Raw genomic sequence first — 18,088 nt, forward strand, 5'->3', positions numbered from 1 at the left:
CGGCGCCTCGCCGACGCGGCACCTCGCCGGGCCGGCGGGGCGCCGCCCCGGAACGCCCGCGCGTGCCGTGGCCGGGGCGGGCCGCGCGGGCGCCGTAGGTTGACGCCATGGCACAGGACGCGCCGGGTGGCCGGCTCTCGCCCCCGAAGTGGCTGACCGCCGGGATGCGGCCGCAGCCGGCGCCCGTCCCGTGGGCGGCGGTGGCCCGGGCCGCCGCCGGGCTGGCGGCACCGCTGGCCGTCGGGCTGGCGGCGGGCAGGCCCGCGTACGGGGCACTGGCGTCGATGGGCGCGCTGTCCGCCGTCATCGGCGACACCGCCGACGCCTACCGGATGCGGGTGTTCAACATCGCCGTGCCGCAGCTGTTCGGCGCCGCCGGCATCGCCCTCGGCACCCTGGTGTTCGGGCGCGACTGGACGGCCGTCGCCGTCCTCACGCTGGTCGCGCTGGTCTCCGGGATGATCTCCTCGATCGGCTCGGTCGCCTCCGTCTGCGGCCTGCTGCTCCTGCTCAACGCCGTCGTCGGCGCCGGCCTGCCGATGCCGCGCCCGTGGTGGACGGCGCCGCTGCTGCTGCTCGCCGGCGGGGCCGTGGTGCTGCTGCTCACCCTGTTCGCCTGGCCGCTGCGCGGCGGCCTGCCGGAACGGGCGGCGGTGGCCGGCAGCTACCGGGCGGTCGCCGCGTTCGTCCGCGCCGCCGGCACCCCGGAGCACGACGAACGGCGGCTGGCCGTCACCCAGTCGCTCAACGCCTCGTACGACCTGCTGCTCGCCCACCGCACCCGCCGGCACGGCCGCTCGCCCGGACTGGCCCGGCTGATCGCCCGGCTCAACGCGCTGATACCGGTCGTCGAGGCGGCCTCCGCCGCCAAGCTGCGCCCGGTCGCCCGGCTCGGCCCGCTGCCGGAGGCCTACCCGGCCGCCGTCCTGGCGCTCGCCGACTCCGTCGAACGCGGCCGGGCCGCCCCCGCCCCGGGCGAGGACCCCGCCGCCTTCCTCGCCCTGCCACCGCCCACCGGCCCCTCCGAACGGGCCCTGGACCAGGCCCTGCGGTACGCGGCCGCCGTCGACGCCGAGCCCGGGCGCGCCGACGCCGACCCCGACCGGCTCGGGCGCCCCGCCGCCCCCGGCGAGCGGGCCCGGCGCGCGACGCGGGCGGCGCTGCTGTCCGGCGCGTCCTGGCGCTACGGCCTGCGGCTGGCGCTGTGCATCGGGCTGGCCCAGGTGCTGGTCTCGGTGCTGCCGGTGCCCCGCTCGTACTGGGTCGCGCTGACCGTCACCTTCGTCCTGAAGCCGGACTTCGGCTCGGTGTTCTCGCGCGCCGTGCTGCGCGCCTTCGGCACGGCCCTCGGGCTGCTGATCGCCGTCCCGGTGCTCGCCGAGGTGCCGCGCGGCTGGTGGGACGTGCCGACGGTGGCACTGCTGGCCACGCTGATCCCGGCGTTCTCCGCGAAGGGGTACGCCTTCCAGACGGCGGCCATCACCCCCGTCATCCTGCTGCTCTCCGACCTGCTCAACCACCAGGGCTTCGGACTGGTGCTGCCCCGGCTGTACGACTCGCTGATCGGCTGCGCGATCGCCCTGCTGGCCGGCTACCTGTGCTGGCCGGAGTCCTGGCACACCCGGATCGGCGACCGGCTGGCCGACGCCGTCGCGGACGCCTCCGGGTACGTGGCGCTGGCCTTCGCCGCCGCCCCCGGCCGCGACCAGCCGTCCCGGCCGCGCCGGCGCCGGCGGCTCTACCGGGACCTCTCCGCGGTCCGCTCCGAGTTCCAGCGCGCGCTCACCGAGCCACCGCCGACCGGCACCCGGGCGGCGGCGTGGTGGCCGCTGGTGATCGCGGTGGAGCGGGTGGTGGAGGCGACCACCGCCACCCGGGTGCGGGTCGAGCACGGGGTGCCGGCGCCGCCCCCGCAGGAGGTCGCCGCCATCGCCGCCGACCTCGCCGCGCTGGCCGAGGCACTGCGGACCGGCACCCCGCTGCCGGCCCCCGAGGAAGCGACCGGGCCCGACCGCAGCACCGCCGACGACGTCCTCGCCCCGCTGCGCCGCGAGGTCCGCGCGGCCTGCGCCATCGCCTCGCCGGTCCTCGGCTGACCCGCCCGACCGGCGACCGGCCCCCGGGACACGAACGTCGGCCCCGGGACCCGTGCGAGGGTCCCGGGGCCGACGGCGTCCGTCCTAGTTGTTGCCCCCGCTGCTGTTCCCGCCGCCGCCGTTGTTCCCACCGCCACCGTTGTTCCCGCCACCCCCGCCGTTCCCGCCGCCGTTGTTCCCGCCACCCCCGCCGTTCCCCGGGTTGAGCAGGCCGATGATGTCGATGGTGTTGCCGCAGACGTTGGCCTGGAGGTTGACGGGGACCTGGATCTGGTTGCCGGACAGGACGCCCGGTGATCCTGCGGCGACGCCGTAGGCCGCGGCGTCGCCGTGCGCGTTCACGCACGTCGTGCCCGCGGGCAGGGAGTAGGCGCCGTGTCCGGGCTTCCCACCGTGTCCGGCGGCCGCGGGGCCCGCGGAGAGGGCGGCCAGTGCGACCGCGAGACTGCCGGCGAGCAGGTACCTGCTGGTGTTGGTCATGGCGAAAGGAGTAGCCGGACGGACCGGGCGCGCGCGGCAGCCCGCGCGGGCGATCACCCGTTCGCGGGCCCGTTCGGCCACCGATGGAGGCGCCCCGCCACCCGGTCGGACCACGGTGCCCCGACCGTGCCCGCCCGCCCTAACCGCCGGAACCGCCGGAACCGCCCGGAACGGGCCTCAGTCCTGGATCCGCCGCCAGGGCCGGTCCGCCTCCAGCGCGAACGCGAGTTCCAGGAGCAGCCGTTCCTCGCCGTGGGCGGCCGACAGGTGGACGCCGATCGGCAGGCCGTCGGGGCTCGCGCCGGCCGGCAGGGCGATGGCGGGGCCGCCGGTGACGTTGTTGACCGGGGTGAACGCCACGTAGCGGGTGAGCCGTTCGATCAGTTCGTCGAACGCGACGTTCGGGCTCAGATGGCCGATCGGCGGCGCGACGTGCGCCAGCACCGGCGACAGGATCGCGTCCTGGGTGCGGAACAGCTCCGCGTACGTCCGCTCGGCCGCGCGCAGCCGCCGCACCACACCCGGGACCCGGGCGAACTCGCGGTGGAAGAGCCGCCGCAGGCCGGTGGTCAGCCCGTCCAGCCGGGACGCCCGGAAACCGGGGTCGACGACCAGCCGGCCGGTGGCGGCGATCAGGAAGGCGATGTAGCCCCAGTAGAGGACGAAGTCGCGGGAGAACTCCTCCCCGAACGGCAGCCGCACCTCCGTCACCCGGTGGCCCAGCGCGGCGAGCCGGGCGGCCGTCTCCTCGACCACCGCCCGGGTCGGCGCGTCGGTGGTCGCCGTCGGGGAGTCCACCACCAGGCCGATCCGCAGCCGGCGCGTGCCGGGGCCCTCGACCAGGCCGAGCGGGGGCAGCGCGAGGTTGCGGTGGTGGCGTTCGGCGGCGGCGAAGAACGCGGCGGTGTCGCGCACGGAGCGGGTCAGCACGCCGTCGGTGACCAGGTCGACCGGCAGCCGGCGGCCCTGGGCGTTGGGCACCGTCCGGCCGCGGGTGGGCTTGAGGCCGACCAGTCCGCAGCAGGCGGCCGGGATCCGTATCGAGCCGCCGCCGTCGTTGGCGTGCGCGATCGGGACGACGCCGGCGGCGACCAGCGCCGCCGCGCCGCCCGAGGAGGCGCCCGGCGAGTGCGAGGTCCGCCAGGGGTTGCGGACGGGGCGGGCCGCGGCAAACTCGGTGGAGGCGTTGAGGCCGAACTCCGGCAGCCGGGTCTTGCCGAGGACGGACAGTCCGGTGCCGAGGAACTGCTCGGCGAAGCCCGCGGTGCGGCGGGCGGGCTTGGCGCGGAAGGCCGAACTGCCCTGGCCGGTGGGCATGCCGCGCAGGTCGGTGTTGTCCTTGAGGTAGCTGGGCACGCCGTACAGCGGCGTGTCCGCCCCCGCGCTGGGCCCGCCGTGGCCGCCGTCCACGCCGTACGGCCGGCCGTACGCGGCGAAGGCGACCGGGGCGAGCGCCGCATCGACCCGTTCGGCCCGGGCCGCGGCGGCCGTCGCCAGCTCGGCGGGGCTCACCTCGCCGGACCGCACCAGGGCGGCCAGGGCCACCGCGTCGTGCTCCCCCAGCGCGTCGTCCCCGTAGGCGTGCACCCGCTCGTCGGCCATCCGGACTCCCCTTCCCTGCCTGCTGCCGGTCGGTGGCGGCACCCGCGGACACCTGCCTACCCGCCGGTACTGCCGTGCGAGCTGAGCAGTCTAGGGCGAGGCGGCCCCGGCGGACACCCCGTGTTCCGCACCGCGGACGGGCCGCCCGGGCGTCGGCGGCCCCGCCTTCCTCGCCGGTCCTCACGGCGAGTCCGCCGGACCCCGCGCTCGACGGAGCCGGGGCGTGCCGAAACGCAGGGGCCGGGCGTCCAACAGCTCGTATACGCTGGCCGGACGAGGGCCGGCACGGTGGGCCGACGCCCCGGGGCCGGCTCCGACGCAGCAGCACCCGACCGAAGCCCGCGTCACCACCGAAAGCTGGTCCGCATGATCGAGCTCGACTTCGACGCCGGCGGCTTCCGCCGCAACGGCGCACCGCACCGCATCGTCTCCGGCGCCCTGCACTACTTCCGGGTCCACCCGGACCTGTGGGACGACCGGCTGGCCCGGCTGCGCGCTCTCGGCGTCAACACGGTGGACACCTACATCCCCTGGAACTTCCACGAACTGCCGGACGGCGAGGTGGACTTCACCGGCTGGCGGGACATCGCCCGGTTCGTCCGGCTCGCCGAGCGGCACGGGCTGGACGTCATCCTGCGCCCCGGCCCGTACATCTGCGCCGAGTGGGAGTTCGGCGGCCTGCCGGCCCGGCTGCTGGCCGTGGACGGGATCCGGCTGCGCTGCTCCGACCCCGCCTTCCTGGCCGCGGTGGACGGCTGGTTCGACGCGCTGGTGCCGCAGCTGCTGCCGCTGCTGGGCAGCCGGGGCGGACCGGTGGTGGCCGTCCAGGTGGAGAACGAGTACGGGAGCTACGGCACCGACGCCGCCTACCTGGCGCACCTGCGGGACGGCCTGCTGGCGCGCGGGGTGGACTGCCTGCTGTTCACCGCCGACGGCTCCGAGGACTTCATGCAGCAGGGCGGCGCGATCCCGGGCCTGCTGGCGACCGCCACCTTCGGCTCCCGGGCCCCCGAGCGCTTCGAGGTGCTGCGCCGCCAACAGCCCGAAGGACCGCTCGCGGCCATGGAGTTCTGGATCGGCTGGTTCGACCGGATCGGCGATCCGCACCACGTCCGGGACGCCAAGGAGACCGCCGAGTCGCTGGACGAGCTGCTCGCCACCGGCGCCTCGGTGAACCTCTACATGGCGCACGGCGGTACCAACTTCGGCTTCTGGGCGGGCGCCAACCACTCCGGCACCGGACCGGACACCACCGGCTACGAGCCGACCGTCACCAGCTACGACTACGACGCGCCGATCGGCGAGGCGGGCGAGCTGACCGAGAAGTTCCACGCCCTGCGCGCCGTCATCGGCCGGCACGTCCCGCTGCCGGAGGGCGAACTCCCGCCCCGTCCGGCCCGGCTGGCGCCCCGTCGGCTCGACGGCGCGAGCGGCCGGGCCCGGCTGCTCGACTCCCTCGACGCCCTGTCCGCCCCGGTCCAGCGCCCCACTCCCGAGCCGATGGAGCGCCTCGGGCAGTCCTTCGGCCTGATCCACTACCGCACCCGCGTCCCCGGCCCGCGCCCCGAACTCCCGCTGCGCATCGACGGGATCGGCGACCGGGCGCAGGTGTTCGCCGACGGCCGCCCGCTCGGCGTGCTGGACCGCAACGCCCCGGGCGCGACCCTCCCGCTCGCCACCGGTCCCGACGGGGTCGCCCTGGACATCCTGGTCGAGGCCCTCGGCCGCGCCAACTACGGGCCCCAGATGGACGACCGCAAGGGCATCCGGCGCGGTGTCTCGCACGAGCGCCAGCGCCTGCACGGCTGGGAGATCCGCCCGCTGCCGCTCACCGACCTCGGCCCGCTCGCCTTCCACGACGACGGCCCGGACCCCGTCGACGGCGATCCGGTCTTCCACCGCTTCGAGACCGGCCTCGACGCGGCCGGCGGCACCGGCGGCGCCACCGGCAACGCCCCCGCCGACGCCTTCGTCGCGCTCCCCGGTTGGGGCCGCGGCCTGCTCTGGCTGAACGGCTTCCTGCTCGGCCGCTACACCGACGAGGGCCCGCAGCGCACCCTCTACGCCCCGGCGCCGCTCTGGCGGCCGGGCCGCAACACCCTCGTCGTCCTCGAACTCGCCCGCCACGGCCGGTCGCTGGAACTCCGCGACGAGCCCGACCTCGGCCCCACCACCCGCGCCCCCAGCGCCGACTACTGAGCCGCCACCACCGGTGGTGCTCGCCCGTCCGGGGCCGGAATAGTCCGGCCCCGGACACAGTTGACGGTCCGGCAGGCGGTGATCACGTTCACCGGGGAGCAGCGGACGAGGGGGAAAAATGGCAGCCGGAGACACCGTGGGCGGAAGCGTCGCACCGGGGTTCGAGCGGGTGCGGGAGGAGTTCGCCGCGGTGGTGGCCGAGGAGCCGGCGGGCGGCGGCGCCCAGCTGGCGGTCCACCTGGACGGCCGCCGGGTGGTCGACCTCTGGGCCGGCGAGGGGGTGTCGGGCGAGTCGCTGTTCGCGCTCTACTCCTCCGCCAAGGGGGCGGCGCACCTGGTGGTGGCGCTGCTGGTGCAGGAGGGCGTGCTCGCGCTGGACGAGGAGGTGTCCCGCCACTGGCCGGAGTTCGCGGCGGAGGGCAAGGGCGGGCTGACCCTGCGCCAGCTGCTGGAGCACCGCTCGGGGCTGATCGGCGTCGAGGGCGGTTTCACCCCGGAGGAGCTGGCGGACGACCGGCGGCTGGCCGAGCGGCTGGCCGCGCAGAAGCCCTACTGGGAGCCCGGCACGGCCTACGGCTACCACGCCTTCGTGATCGGCGCGCTGACCGGCGAGGTGGTCCGCCGGCGGACCGGTCGCACGATCCAGGAGCTGTTCGAGGAGCGGATCCGGGCGCCGTTCGGGCTCGACTTCTTCCTCGGTCTGCCGCAGCAGCTGGAGGCGCGCTACCTGCCGATCCTTCCGGCGGTCCCGGTGCCGGGGCGGCCGGCCGCGCCGCCGGCGCCGGACAGCCTGATGGCGGTCGCCTTCAACCTGAACGCCACCCCGCCCACCGACCTGGTGGAGTTCGCCAACCGCCGGTCGGTGCGGGCACAGGGCCCGGCCTCGACCGGCAGCGTGGGCAACGCCCGGGGCCTGGCGGCGATGTACGCGGCGGCGGCGCAGGAGTCGGACGGGCGGGCGCCGCTGCTGACCCCGGCCACGATCGCCGAGTTCGGGCGGGTCAGCACCCGGGGCACCGACGTGGTGACCGCCGAGGAGGACCACTTCGGCCTCGGCTTCGAGGCGCAGAGCGTGCGCTTCCCGTTCCTCGGGCCGGAGGCCTTCGGGCACAGCGGCGCGTCGGGTGCGCAGTCCTTCGCCGATCCGCGCAGTGGCGTCGCCTACGGCTACACCCGGCGCCGGTTCACCTCGCTGCCGCTGGGTCCGGAGAACCACCGGCTGGCCGAGGCCGTGGTCCGCGCCGCCGAGGCGGTGCGCGGGGCGGCCGGCTGACCGTCCGGCGGGCCTGCCCCTCCCGCGAAATCGGGCCCGGGGAGCGGCGCGTGCGACGCGGCCGGTCCCCGGGCTCCACCGTGCCCGCGGCTACTCGACGGTGACGCTCTTGGCGAGGTTGCGGGGCTTGTCGACGTCGCGCTTCAGCGCGACCGCGGCGTGGTACGCGAGCAGCTGGAGCGGGATGTTGAGGAGCAGCGGGTCCAGCTCGGGCTCGCTCCTGGGGACCAGGATGCAGTGGTCGGCGAGCCTGGCCTCGGGGCGGCGGTGGGCGACGGCCAGGACGCGGCCCGAGCGGGCCTTGATCTCGCCGAGGGTGGTGAGGTTCTTGTCGAGCAGCTCGTCGTCCGGGACGAGGGCGACGGTGGGCAGCTCGGGGCTGATCAGGGCCAGCGGGCCGTGCTTCAGCTCGCTCGCCGGGTAGGCCTCGGCGTGCACGTAGGAGATCTCCTTGAGCTTCTGCGCGCCCTCACGGGCGACGGGGTAGCCGCGCACCCGGCCGATGAACATCATGCCGGTGGAGTCGGCGTACTCGGCGGCGAGGCGGGCGATCTCGTCGCTCTGGGCGAGGACCTCGCGGATCTGGCCGGGCAGCGCCTTGAGGGCGGAGACGATCCGGCGGCCGTCGGCGGGCGAGAGGTCGTGGATCCGGCCGAAGTGCAGGGCGAGCAGCGCGAAGGCGACGACGGTCGAGGTGAAGGCCTTGGTGGAGGCGACCGAGATCTCCGGGCCGGCGTGCAGGTAGATGCCGCCGTCGCACTCGCGGGCGATGGCGCTGCCGACGGTGTTGACGACGCCGAGCACCCGGCCGCCCTTGCGCTTGACCTCCTGCACGGCGGCGAGGGTGTCGTAGGTCTCGCCGGACTGGCTGACCGCGATGTAGAGGGTGTCGGCCTCGATGACCGGGTTGCGGTAGCGGAACTCGGAGGCGGGTTCGCTGTGCGCGGGGATGCGGGCCAGCTCCTCTATCAGCTGGGCGCCCATCTCGCCGGCGTAGTAGGCGGATCCGCAGCCGAGGATCTTGACCCGGCGGATCTCGCGCAGCTCGCGGGCGTCCAGGTTGAGGCCGCCGAGGTGGGCGGTGGCGAACCGCTCGTCGAGCCGTCCGCTGAGGGTGCGCTCGACGGAGCCGGGCTGCTCGTGGATCTCCTTGAGCAGGAAGTGCTCGTAGCCGCCGGTGTCGTAGGAGTCGATCTCCCAGTCGACGGTGGACGGCTGGCGGTGGGTGGTGCGGGCGTCCTCGGTGAAGGTCCGGAAGCCATCGGCGCGCACGGTGGCCAGCTCGCCGTCCTCCAGGTGGACGACCTGGCGGGTGTAGCGGACCAGGGCGGAGACGTCGGAGGCGACGAACATCTCCTTCTCGCCGATCCCGAGCACGATCGGGCTGCCGTTGCGCGCGACCACGATGCGGTCGGGCCGCTCGGCGTCGAGGACGGCGATGCCGTAGGTGCCGACGACCTTGGCGAGGGCGGCGCGCACGGCCTCCTCCAGCTCGACGCCCTCGGCGGCGTGGGCGGCGACGAGGTGGGCGAGCACCTCGGTGTCGGTCTCGGAGCGGAAGACGGCGCCGTCGGCGGCGAGCCGTACGCGCAGCTCGTCGGCGTTCTCGATGATGCCGTTGTGGACGACGGCGATGCGCTCGGCGTTGTCCAGGTGCGGGTGGGCGTTGGCGTCGCTGGGGACGCCGTGGGTGGCCCAGCGGGTGTGGCCGATGCCGGTGGCGCCCTTGAAGCGGGCGGGGATGTCGGCGGCGAGGTCGGCGACCCGGCCCTTGACCTTGCGGACCTTGATGCCGCCGCTGCGTCCGGCGACGGCCACGCCGGCGGAGTCGTAGCCGCGGTACTCCAGCCGGGCGAGGCCTTCCAGCAGGAAGGGCGTCGCGTCCTTGGGGCCGATGTAGGCCACGATTCCGCACATGGTGGACTCCTGGGTCGGTGAGGTCGGTGAGGTCGGGGGCGGCCGGTCAGCCGTAGACGATGCGGCGCAGCTGCCGGGCCGAGAGACCGGGTGCCGCGACCCGGCGGGCCGGCAGCTCCTCGGCGAGCCGGGCGAAGATCCGTTCGTTGGTCAGGCCGCGTGCCTGGAGTTCGCCGTGGCGGCGCCGGACGTACTCCTCGGTGGTCTCGGAGAAGTACGCCAGTACCTCGGCCACCACCCGCGCCGCCTCCCGGGGCCCGAGCGGGCTGGTCCGGGTGAGGTGGGCGAGCAGGTCTTCGTGAGGGTGCGAGGGACCGGGCGAGCTGGACACGAGTGGGGAGCCTAGGCGCCCCTCCATCGAAAGATCAAAGATCCTGCCCGATTTCGGGCAGGATCTTGCCGTGTTCGATTCATGAACGGGGGTCTTGTAGCCGACGCGAGTGACCACGTAGCGTGATGACTTGCTCACACACCGGGGGGCCGGGGGAGGAAAGGGAGCGTCGGAAGAGTGTCGGAAGAACGGGAGGCCTGCTGATGTGCGGGATCACCGGATGGGTCGCCTACGACCGTGACCTGACCCTTGAACATGCGGTGCTCGACGCCATGACGGGCACCCAGCTCTGCCGCGGCCCGGACGCCGGCGGCGTCCACCTGGAACGGCACGCCGCGCTGGGCCACCGGCGCCTCGCCGTGCTCGACCTGGCGGGCGGCGTCCAGCCGATGACGGCCGAGCACGACGGCCGGCTGCTGGCCGCCCTCAGCTACAGCGGGGAGGTGTACAACCACCGCGAGCTGCGCGCCGAACTGGAGGCCGCCGGGCACCGCTTCCGCACCCGCAGCGACACCGAGGTGGTGCTGCGCGCCTACCTGGAGTGGGGCGAACACCTGGCCGAACGGCTCAACGGCATGTTCGCCTTCGCGGTCTGGGACGCCCGCACCGAGGAACTGCTGCTGGTCCGCGACCGGATGGGCGTCAAACCGCTGCACTACCACCCGGTGCCGGACGGCGTGGTCTTCGGCTCCGAGCCGAAGGCGCTGCTCGCCCACCCCGCGGTGCGCCCGGTGGTCGACCTGGACGGGCTGCGCGAACTGCTCACCCTGGCCCGCACCCCGGGGGTCACCCCGTACCGGGGCATCTTCGAGGTGCGTCCCGGCCATGTGGTGCGGGTGCGGCGCCAGGGCATCACGGTCCGGCGCTACTGGTCGCTGGAGGCCCGCGAGCACACCCAGGACCTGCCCACCACGATCGGTACCGTGCGGGCCCTGCTGGAGGACATCGTCCACCGCCAGCTGGAGTCGGACGTGCCGCTCTGCTCGCTGCTCTCCGGCGGCCTGGACTCCAGCGCGGTCACCGCCCTGGCCGCCCGCACCCTGCGCGCCGCCGGCGCCGGCCCCGTGCGCTCCTTCGCGGTCGACTTCACCGGCCAGTCCGAGCACTTCGCCCCGGACGCCGTGCGCACCACCCTGGACGGCCCGTACGCGGAGCTGCTCGCCCGCCACGTGGGCGCCGACCACCGGGTGATCGAGCTGGACACCGCCGCCCTCGGCGCCCCGGCCCAGCGGCTCGCCACCCTGCGCGCCCGCGATCTGCCGGGCGGCGTCGGCGACATGGACGCCTCGCTGCTGCTGCTCTTCCGCGGGGTGCGCGAGCGCTCCACGGTGGCGCTGTCCGGCGAGTCGGCGGACGAGCTGTTCGGCGGCTACCGCTGGTTCCACGACCCGCGGCTGGTGCACGCCGACGACTTCCCGTGGGCGGCCGTGCTCAGCAGCCTCGGCGGCACCGGCAGCGGACCGCGCGAACAGCTGCTGGACCGCGAGCTGCTCCGCAAGCTCGACCTGGACGGCTACCGGCGGGCCCGGTACCGGGAGGCGCTCGCCGAGGTCCCGCACCTGCCGGACGCCGACCCGTTCGAACGGCGGATGCGGGAGGTGTCGTACCTCAACCTGACCCGCTTCGCCTGCATCCTGCTGGACCGCAAGGACCGGATGAGCATGGCGACCGGGCTGGAGGTGCGGGTGCCGTTCTGCGACCACCGGCTGGTGCAGTACGTCTTCAACACGCCGTGGGCGATGAAGCACTTCGACGGCCGGGAGAAGAGCCTGCTGCGGGCCGCGGTGCGGGACGTGCTGCCGCCCGAGATCGCCGACCGGATGAAGAGCCCCTACCCGATCGTGCAGGACCCGCGCTATCCGCAGCTGCTGCGCGCGGAGCTCGCCACGCTGGCCGCCGATCCCGCCTCCCCCGCCCTCGCGCTGCTGGACCGGCGGGCGCTGTCCGACGCGCTCGCGCCGGACACCGATCCGCAGACGGTCCGGCTGGCGACCGATCTGGCCCTGGACCTGGACGCCTGGCTGACGGAGTACCAGGTGTCGCTGGAGCTCTGAGCCGACCCCGGGGGCGACCCCGGGCAACCTCGGGCGACCCTGGACGACCCGCCCCGGGCGGCGCGCACGCCGCGCCGCCCGGGGCCCCCGACGGCCCGCCGGGGCCCGTCCCGTGACCAGCCGCCAACCCGCGTCGTTGACCCGGCAGGACGTGCGATAGCGTCGCCGACACCTCCCGAATGGCGGTCGATAACGCGGAATCCGAAGCCCGTGCCGTCAGGATGGGGAGAGTCCCGTCCGTCTCGATCCGCCGGGGGATCTCCGTCATGCAACCGCGAGCCTTCGCGATCCTCACCGCCCTGCTGCTCGGGGTGCTCGGCCTGGGGTCGGTGGCCGTCACCGACTGGACGCCCGAGCCGGTCACCGCCGCGGTGGCCGGGCAGCCGGCCGCGCCCGGGGCCGGCACCGCGCAGCCGGCCACCGGAGCCACGGCCGCCGGTGTCACGGCCGCAGGCGGCACGGCGACGGGGGACCCGGCGGTGTGGACCCGCTCGACGCTGCGCAACAAGCTGATGGCCGAGATGGACGCCAGCGACCCCGGCGTCGCGCTGGCCGACCTCGACCGGATCACCAAGCAGCTGCCCTACACCGTCCGGTTCTGCCACCCGATCGCCCACGAGCTCGGGCACGCGGCCGTCAAGCGCTTCAACGCCGACTTCCAGAAGGTCATCTCCTACCCGCACGAGACCTGCGCGGCCGGCTACCTGCACGGCGCCGTCGAGGAGATGCTCAACGCCTCCCCCCAGCCCGAGACCGACCTGGTCAAGCTCTGCGCGCCCAAGAACAGCGGCCCGTGCATCCACGGCGTCGGCCACGGCACGATGTTCGTCGCCAAGCAGGACGTCGCCAAGGCCCGCGAGCTGTGCAACAAGTTCACCACCGACCAGAACCGGATCCGCTGCTCCGAGGGCCTGTTCATGCAGCTGTTCGGCCCCGACGAGGAGGACGAGAAGGCGAAGGCCAACCTCCCCGCCGACAAGCTCGCCCAGGACCCGCTCTACCCGTGCAAGGACCAGCCGTCGCTGTTCCAGTCCGCCTGCTACTTCTACGCGCCCACCTTCTACCTCTCCTCGCACGACTACCCGAACCACCCCGAGGTGTACGCCGAGGCCCTGAAGTGGTGCCTCAACGGCAAGGCCTCCGGCGGGGCGGTGGACTGCAGCCGGGGTGTGGGCTCGCGCACCATGAAGTACAACCTGGACCGCGAGGACTGGGCCGCCCAGCAGTGCGCGACCGCCGCGGACGGCTGGCAGCGCAAGGCCTGCGCGGAGGGCCTGGTCAGCTACTACACGGTCAACTACACCGACGCGGGGGCGGCCGGCCGGCTCTGCGCCAAGGTCACCGACAAGGAGATGCAGGGCTACTGCCGCTCGGCGAGCGGGCTCTCCGCCTCGCTGGACTGACCGCCGCCCGTCCTGCTCCTCGGGCCCGCGCCGCACGGCGCGGGCCCGTTTCCGTAGGATCACGGGAATCCGGGTGCGCCGAGGACGCCGCGCCACCAGGCCCGCACCACCCCGGAGCCGCACATGACCTCCGACGCCCCCCGCACCGACGCCGCCCACGCCGCCGAGGCCCCCCGCACCGCCGACGGCTTCCGCGCCGCACACGACGACTTCCGCGCCGCCGCGCACACCGCCGCCGACCTGGCCGCCGACCACCTCGCCGGGCTGGCCGCCCGCCCGGTCTGGCAGCCGATGGACGACGCGGCCCGCCGCGCCCTGCTGGACGCCCCGCTGCCCGCGGCCGGCCGCCCGCTCGCCGAGCTGCTGGAGACCGTCGGCCGCGACGTGCTGCCGTACCCGATGGGCAACGGCCACCCCCGGTTCTTCGGCTGGGTGAACTCCGCCCCCGCCCCGGCGGGCGTGCTCGCCACCCTGGCCGCCGCCGCGATGAACCCCAGCTCGGCCGGCGGCGACCACGCCGACGTCCACCTGGAGCGGGCCGTGGTCCGCTGGATCGCCGAGCTGGTCGGCTTCCCCCACCCGCCCGGCGGCGGACTGCTCACCTCCGGCACCTCGATGGCGACCATCGTCTGCCTCGCCGCCGCCCGCGACCGGGCCGCCCGCGCCGCCGGGTGGGACGTCCGCGCTGACGGCCTGGCCGGGATGCCCCCGCTGGTCGGCTACGTCACCGGCGAGACCCACTCCTGCGTGCGCAAGGCCGCCGAGCTGCTGGGCCTCGGCAGCCGGTACCTGCGCACCGTGCCCACCGGCCCGGACGGCCGCCTCGACCCGGCCGACCTGCGCGCCGCCGTCGCCCGCGACCGGGCCGACGGACTGCTGCCCTTCCTGGTGGTCGCCTCGGCCGGCACCGTCGGCACCGGCGCGGTGGACGCCTTCGGCCCGCTCGCCGACCTCTGCGCCGAGGAGCGCCTGTGGCTGCACGTGGACGGCGCCTACGGCGCGTTCGGCGTGCTCGACCCGGTGATCGCGCACCGCTACGCCGGGCTGGAGCGGGCCGACTCGCTCGCCCTCGACCCGCACAAGTGGCTCGGCGTCCCGGTCGACTGCGGCTGCGCGCTGGTCCGCGACCCCGAGGGGCTGCGCGCCGCCTTCAGCCTCGTCCCCTCCTACCTGCGCGACGAGACGGCCGGCGAGCTCGGCTGGTTCTCCGAGTACGGCACCGAGCAGACCCGCCCGTTCCGCGCCCTCAAGGTGTGGGCCACCATCGCCCACCGCGGCCGCGACGGCCTCGCCCGGGACATCGCCCGCACCACCGCCCTCGCCCGCCGGCTCGGCGAACTCGTCTCCGCCGACCCCGGTCTGGAACTGCTCGCCGAGGTGCAGACCTCCATCGTCGCGTTCCGCCTCCGCCCGCCCGGCCTGACCGAGGCCGCCCTGGACGCCCTCAACCGCGAGCTGCCCGCCGCCGTCCAGCGCCGCGGCCGCGCCTTCGTCACCGGCGCCCGCCTGGCCGGCCGCGAGATCCTGCGGGCCTGCCTGCTCAATCCGGCCACCACCGAAACGGACCTGCGGATCCTGCTCGACGAAGTGAAGGAGGCGGGGCGCGGCGCAGCCGATGGGCGGCACCATTAACCGTCAGGTCACGGGGGATTCGTGATCGTGAAACACCGAAGCGGCAGATTGATGGCATGGAGCACCTGGAGAAGCCGAAGCCCGAGAACGTCCAGTCCCCGAACCCCTCCCGTGCCCAGCGCCGCGGCGGCCGTACCCACCGGTGGCGGCGCGACGCGGTGGAGCTCGCCGCCGTCTTCGTCTCGGTGACCACCGCCGACCTGGTGGCCAAGCTCGTGGTGCACGGGCCCGACGGGCCGGTGGTGCTGGCCGCGTCCGCCACCGCCCTGCTCGCCACGGCGCTGTTCCACACCTGGTGGTCGCACCACCACCGGCTGCACGGACCGCCCGCGCCGGACGCGCCCGCGCCGCCGGCCGGGCCGGCCGCGCAGGTGCAGGCCTCGCAGGCCTCGCAGGTCGCGCAGTCCTCGCAGGCCGAGCCGCTGAAGGGGCCGCTGCACGACTTCGAGGAGACCGCGCTGTGGCGGGTGCGCACCACGGTGCGGGACTCCCCCGGCAGCCTGGCCCGGATCTGCGCGGCCTTCGCGGCGCGGCAGGTGAACATCGTCTCGATGCAGTCCCACCCGCTGCCGTCCGGCGCGGTCGACGAGTTCTTCGTGCGCGCCCCGCGCTCGCTGGCCCGGGCCGACCTGGCCGCGCTGGTCGCCGGGGCCGGCGGCGACGACATCTGGACCGGCCCGGCCGACGCCCACGACCTGGTGGACCTGCCGACCCACGTCCTGGCGCTGGCCACCCGAACCGCGCTGGACGCCGCCGAGCTGCCGATCGCGCTGCGCCGGCTGTTCGGGCAGTGCGGCATCCGGCAGTACCCGGGCGCCGCCGCGCGGGCCGCCGCCGGGGTGGACGGGCACGTGATGCGGCTGCCGGTGCCCTCCGGGGACCTCGTCGAGCTCACCCGCCCGCAGCTGCCGTTCACCCCGACCGAGTTCGCCCGGGCGCAGGCGCTGGTCGAGCTGGACGCCCTGCTCGGCCCCCGGGTGCCGGACGTCCGGGCCCGGCTGAGCCTGCCGGCCGGCGCCGACCTGACCGTGCGGCGCGCCGACGCGGCGGACAAGGAGGCGGCGCTGGCGATGCACCACCGCTGCTCCCCCGACACGCTGCGCAAGCGCTACCACGGGCCGGTCCGGGACGCCGACCGCTACCTGGACCACCTGCTGGACGCCCGGCACGGCCAGACCCTGGCGGTGGAGACGGCCGACGGGCGGATCGTCGCCCTCGGACACCTGATGTGGGACGACGAGGGCGCCGAGGTGGCGGTGCTGGTCGAGGACGCCTGGCAGCGGCGCGGGCTGGGCCTGGACCTGATGCGGCGGATGTCCGCGCTGGCCCTGGAGGCCGGGGTGGACACGGTGTACGCGGTCACCCAGTCCTCCAACTCCGGGCTGATCGCCACCATGCGGCGGCTGGCGGCGCCGCTGGACTACCAGGTGGAGGACGGGACGCTGGTCATCACCGCGCACCTGGCGGAGGCGGCCGAGGAGCTGCCGGTGCCCTGGCAGACCCGCCCAGGCCGGTAATCATCTGGTCATTTCTTCACCACACCCTCACCAAGGGCCCCTCCCGCCCCGGCGGCCGGAACCGCCGCACCCCGGTGGTGCGTCCCCGACGGCGAACGGCCCCTCCGTACACCGCCGGCCCTGATCCCGTGTCAGGACCGCCCGGACGGGCTCTCCGGGCGCTCCGCAGCAGGCGGCACGGGGTCCGGGGCGCCGAGCCGGGCAGCGGAGTCGGTAGGCTGATCCCGTCCCCGCCGCCCGACGGCCCGTAGTCCGGCCCCCGGGCGGTGCCGCAGCAAGGAGGAACCACTGAGCATGGCAGGCACCGAATCGGAGCCCACAGGCGCACGCGACGCCTCGCTGCCGGCGCGCGCGAAGATCGCGGTGACCGCCGGCAAGGTGGCCGCCGCCGTCTCCCGCAAGGCCGGGCGCGGCAGCGGATCGGTGATCGGCGGCAAGGTCGCCCTGAGGCTCGACCCCGATCTGCTCGCCACCCTCGCCGAGAACCTCGACGTGGTGCTGGTCAGCGCCACCAACGGCAAGACCACGACCACCCGCCTGATCGCCGAGGCGCTGCGCGCCGCCGGCCCGGTGGTCTCCAACGCGCTCGGCGCCAACATGCCGGCCGGCATCACCTCCGCCCTGGCCGGCGGCTCCGAGGCCCGCTTCGGCGTGATCGAGGTCGACGAGAAGTACCTGGCGATGGTGGCCCGGGACACCCGCCCCAAGGCGATCGCCCTGCTCAACCTCTCCCGCGACCAGCTCGACCGCGCCGCCGAGACCCGCATGATGGCGGAGAAGTGGCGCGAGGGCCTGCAGGACACCGAGGCCGTGGTGATCGCCAACGCCGACGACCCGCTGGTGACCTGGGCCGCGTCCTCCTGCAAGAAGGTGGTCTGGGTGGCCGCCGGACAGGCGTGGAAGGAGGACGCCTGGTCCTGCCCCGCCTGCGGCGGCGTGATGCAGCGCCCCGGCGACGACTGGTTCTGCCAGGAGTGCGGCTTCCGGCGCCCCAACCCGCACTGGGCCCTGCAGGGCACCCACGTCATCGACCCGCAGCGCGGCGCCTGGCCGATCCAGCTCCAGCTGCCCGGCCGGGCCAACCTGGCCAACGCCACCAGCTCGGCCGCCGTCGCCGCCGTGTTCGGCGTCTCCCCGCAGGTCGCGCTGGAGCGGATGCGCTCCGTGACCGCGGTGGCCGGCCGCTACGACGTCGTCCAGTACCAGGGCCGCGACATCCGGCTGCTGCTGGCCAAGAACCCGGCCGGCTGGCTGGAGACCTTCTCGCTGATCGACGGCCCGCCGACCCCGGTGGTGCTCTCGGTCAACGCGCTGGACGCCGACGGCACCGACACCTCCTGGCTGTGGGACGTGGACTACGAGCGGCTCGCCGGGCACCCGGTGTTCGTGCTGGGCCAGCGCAAGCTGGACCTGGCGGTGCGCCTGGAGGTCGCCGGGCTGCAGTTCCACGTCGTGGACTCGCTGGAGCAGGCCGTCCGGATGGCGCCGCCCGGCCGGATCGAGGCGATCGCCAACTACACCGCCTTCCAGCAGCTGCGGAAGGTCGTGGCCGGCTGATGCCGGCCACCGGCCCAGCAGCCCCAG

At 75.2% G+C, this 18,088-nt stretch carries 12 protein-coding genes; 8 read left to right on the top strand and 4 right to left on the bottom strand.

The window, feature by feature from the left end; translation table 11 throughout:
* Positions 1 to 107 precede the first annotated feature (107 nt).
* A complete protein-coding gene (locus tag ACFVUH_RS22350) occupies positions 108 to 2,096 on the top strand; it encodes an FUSC family protein (protein ID WP_387915061.1) in 1,989 nt (662 codons plus the stop codon).
* Between the two features lie 84 nt (positions 2,097 to 2,180).
* Here the strand turns inward: ACFVUH_RS22350 and ACFVUH_RS22355 are convergent, their stop codons facing one another.
* Positions 2,181 to 2,576, bottom strand: coding sequence for a chaplin (locus tag ACFVUH_RS22355; RefSeq protein ID WP_387915062.1), 396 nt, complete (start codon positions 2,574 to 2,576; stop codon positions 2,181 to 2,183).
* A 177-nt stretch (positions 2,577 to 2,753) separates the two neighbouring features.
* Positions 2,754 to 4,178: an amidase gene (locus ACFVUH_RS22360; RefSeq protein ID WP_387915063.1), complete on the bottom strand. Its 1,425-nt coding sequence runs from the start codon at positions 4,176 to 4,178 to the stop codon at positions 2,754 to 2,756.
* Between the two features lie 366 nt (positions 4,179 to 4,544).
* Here ACFVUH_RS22360 and ACFVUH_RS22365 point away from each other — a divergent pair, with 366 nt between their 5' ends.
* On the top strand, positions 4,545 to 6,377 hold the full coding sequence (locus tag ACFVUH_RS22365) for a beta-galactosidase (protein WP_387915064.1): 1,833 nt from the start codon (positions 4,545 to 4,547) through the stop codon (positions 6,375 to 6,377).
* Between the two features lie 118 nt (positions 6,378 to 6,495).
* A complete protein-coding gene (locus ACFVUH_RS22370; protein ID WP_387915065.1) occupies positions 6,496 to 7,650 on the top strand; it encodes a serine hydrolase domain-containing protein in 1,155 nt (384 codons plus the stop codon).
* Positions 7,651 to 7,740: 90 nt separating this feature from the next.
* On the opposite strand, the gene glmS is transcribed toward ACFVUH_RS22370, so the two are convergent.
* Together glmS and ACFVUH_RS22380 are read right to left on the bottom strand one after the other, a co-directional pair.
* Positions 7,741 to 9,567 (bottom strand): glutamine--fructose-6-phosphate transaminase (isomerizing), encoded by a 1,827-nt coding sequence (gene glmS / locus ACFVUH_RS22375; RefSeq protein WP_355371991.1) that lies wholly within the window; start codon positions 9,565 to 9,567, stop codon positions 7,741 to 7,743.
* A 46-nt stretch (positions 9,568 to 9,613) separates the two neighbouring features.
* Positions 9,614 to 9,898: a hypothetical protein gene (locus ACFVUH_RS22380; protein ID WP_327683601.1), complete on the bottom strand. Its 285-nt coding sequence runs from the start codon at positions 9,896 to 9,898 to the stop codon at positions 9,614 to 9,616.
* Between the two features lie 203 nt (positions 9,899 to 10,101).
* Between ACFVUH_RS22380 and asnB the strand changes: the two genes are divergently transcribed.
* From asnB to ACFVUH_RS22405, 5 genes are all read left to right on the top strand, one after another.
* Positions 10,102 to 11,952, top strand: coding sequence for an asparagine synthase (glutamine-hydrolyzing) (gene asnB, locus ACFVUH_RS22385; protein ID WP_355371988.1), 1,851 nt, complete (start codon positions 10,102 to 10,104; stop codon positions 11,950 to 11,952).
* 266 nt (positions 11,953 to 12,218) lie between these two features.
* Positions 12,219 to 13,355: a hypothetical protein gene (locus tag ACFVUH_RS22390; RefSeq protein ID WP_355371986.1), complete on the top strand. Its 1,137-nt coding sequence runs from the start codon at positions 12,219 to 12,221 to the stop codon at positions 13,353 to 13,355.
* Positions 13,356 to 13,478: 123 nt separating this feature from the next.
* On the top strand, positions 13,479 to 14,987 hold the full coding sequence (locus tag ACFVUH_RS22395) for a pyridoxal phosphate-dependent decarboxylase family protein (protein WP_387915066.1): 1,509 nt from the start codon (positions 13,479 to 13,481) through the stop codon (positions 14,985 to 14,987).
* A gap of 56 nt (positions 14,988 to 15,043) precedes the next feature.
* Entirely contained in the window at positions 15,044 to 16,504 is a 1,461-nt protein-coding gene (locus ACFVUH_RS22400) for a GNAT family N-acetyltransferase (protein WP_387915067.1), read from the top strand.
* Positions 16,505 to 16,798: 294 nt separating this feature from the next.
* Positions 16,799 to 18,061 (top strand): MurT ligase domain-containing protein, encoded by a 1,263-nt coding sequence (locus ACFVUH_RS22405; RefSeq protein WP_355371978.1) that lies wholly within the window; start codon positions 16,799 to 16,801, stop codon positions 18,059 to 18,061.
* Positions 18,062 to 18,088: the final 27 nt, after the last annotated feature.

The organism is Kitasatospora sp. NPDC058032, from assembly GCF_042885845.1.
In the GTDB taxonomy this organism is placed as follows: domain Bacteria; phylum Actinomycetota; class Actinomycetes; order Streptomycetales; family Streptomycetaceae; genus Kitasatospora.

Bases quoted from the DNA above. Each gene is read 5' to 3' on its own strand.
- ACFVUH_RS22350 (WP_387915061.1), top strand. From the start codon at position 108: ATGGCACAGGACGCGCCGGGTGGCCGGCTCTCGCCCCCGAAGTGGCTG.
- ACFVUH_RS22355 (WP_387915062.1), bottom strand. From the start codon at position 2,576: ATGACCAACACCAGCAGGTACCTGCTCGCCGGCAGTCTCGCGGTCGCA.
- ACFVUH_RS22360 (WP_387915063.1), bottom strand. From the start codon at position 4,178: ATGGCCGACGAGCGGGTGCACGCCTACGGGGACGACGCGCTGGGGGAG.
- ACFVUH_RS22365 (WP_387915064.1), top strand. From the start codon at position 4,545: ATGATCGAGCTCGACTTCGACGCCGGCGGCTTCCGCCGCAACGGCGCA.
- ACFVUH_RS22370 (WP_387915065.1), top strand. From the start codon at position 6,496: ATGGCAGCCGGAGACACCGTGGGCGGAAGCGTCGCACCGGGGTTCGAG.
- glmS (WP_355371991.1), bottom strand. From the start codon at position 9,567: ATGTGCGGAATCGTGGCCTACATCGGCCCCAAGGACGCGACGCCCTTC.
- asnB (WP_355371988.1), top strand. From the start codon at position 10,102: ATGTGCGGGATCACCGGATGGGTCGCCTACGACCGTGACCTGACCCTT.
- ACFVUH_RS22390 (WP_355371986.1), top strand. From the start codon at position 12,219: ATGCAACCGCGAGCCTTCGCGATCCTCACCGCCCTGCTGCTCGGGGTG.
- ACFVUH_RS22395 (WP_387915066.1), top strand. From the start codon at position 13,479: ATGACCTCCGACGCCCCCCGCACCGACGCCGCCCACGCCGCCGAGGCC.
- ACFVUH_RS22400 (WP_387915067.1), top strand. From the start codon at position 15,044: ATGGAGCACCTGGAGAAGCCGAAGCCCGAGAACGTCCAGTCCCCGAAC.
- ACFVUH_RS22405 (WP_355371978.1), top strand. From the start codon at position 16,799: ATGGCAGGCACCGAATCGGAGCCCACAGGCGCACGCGACGCCTCGCTG.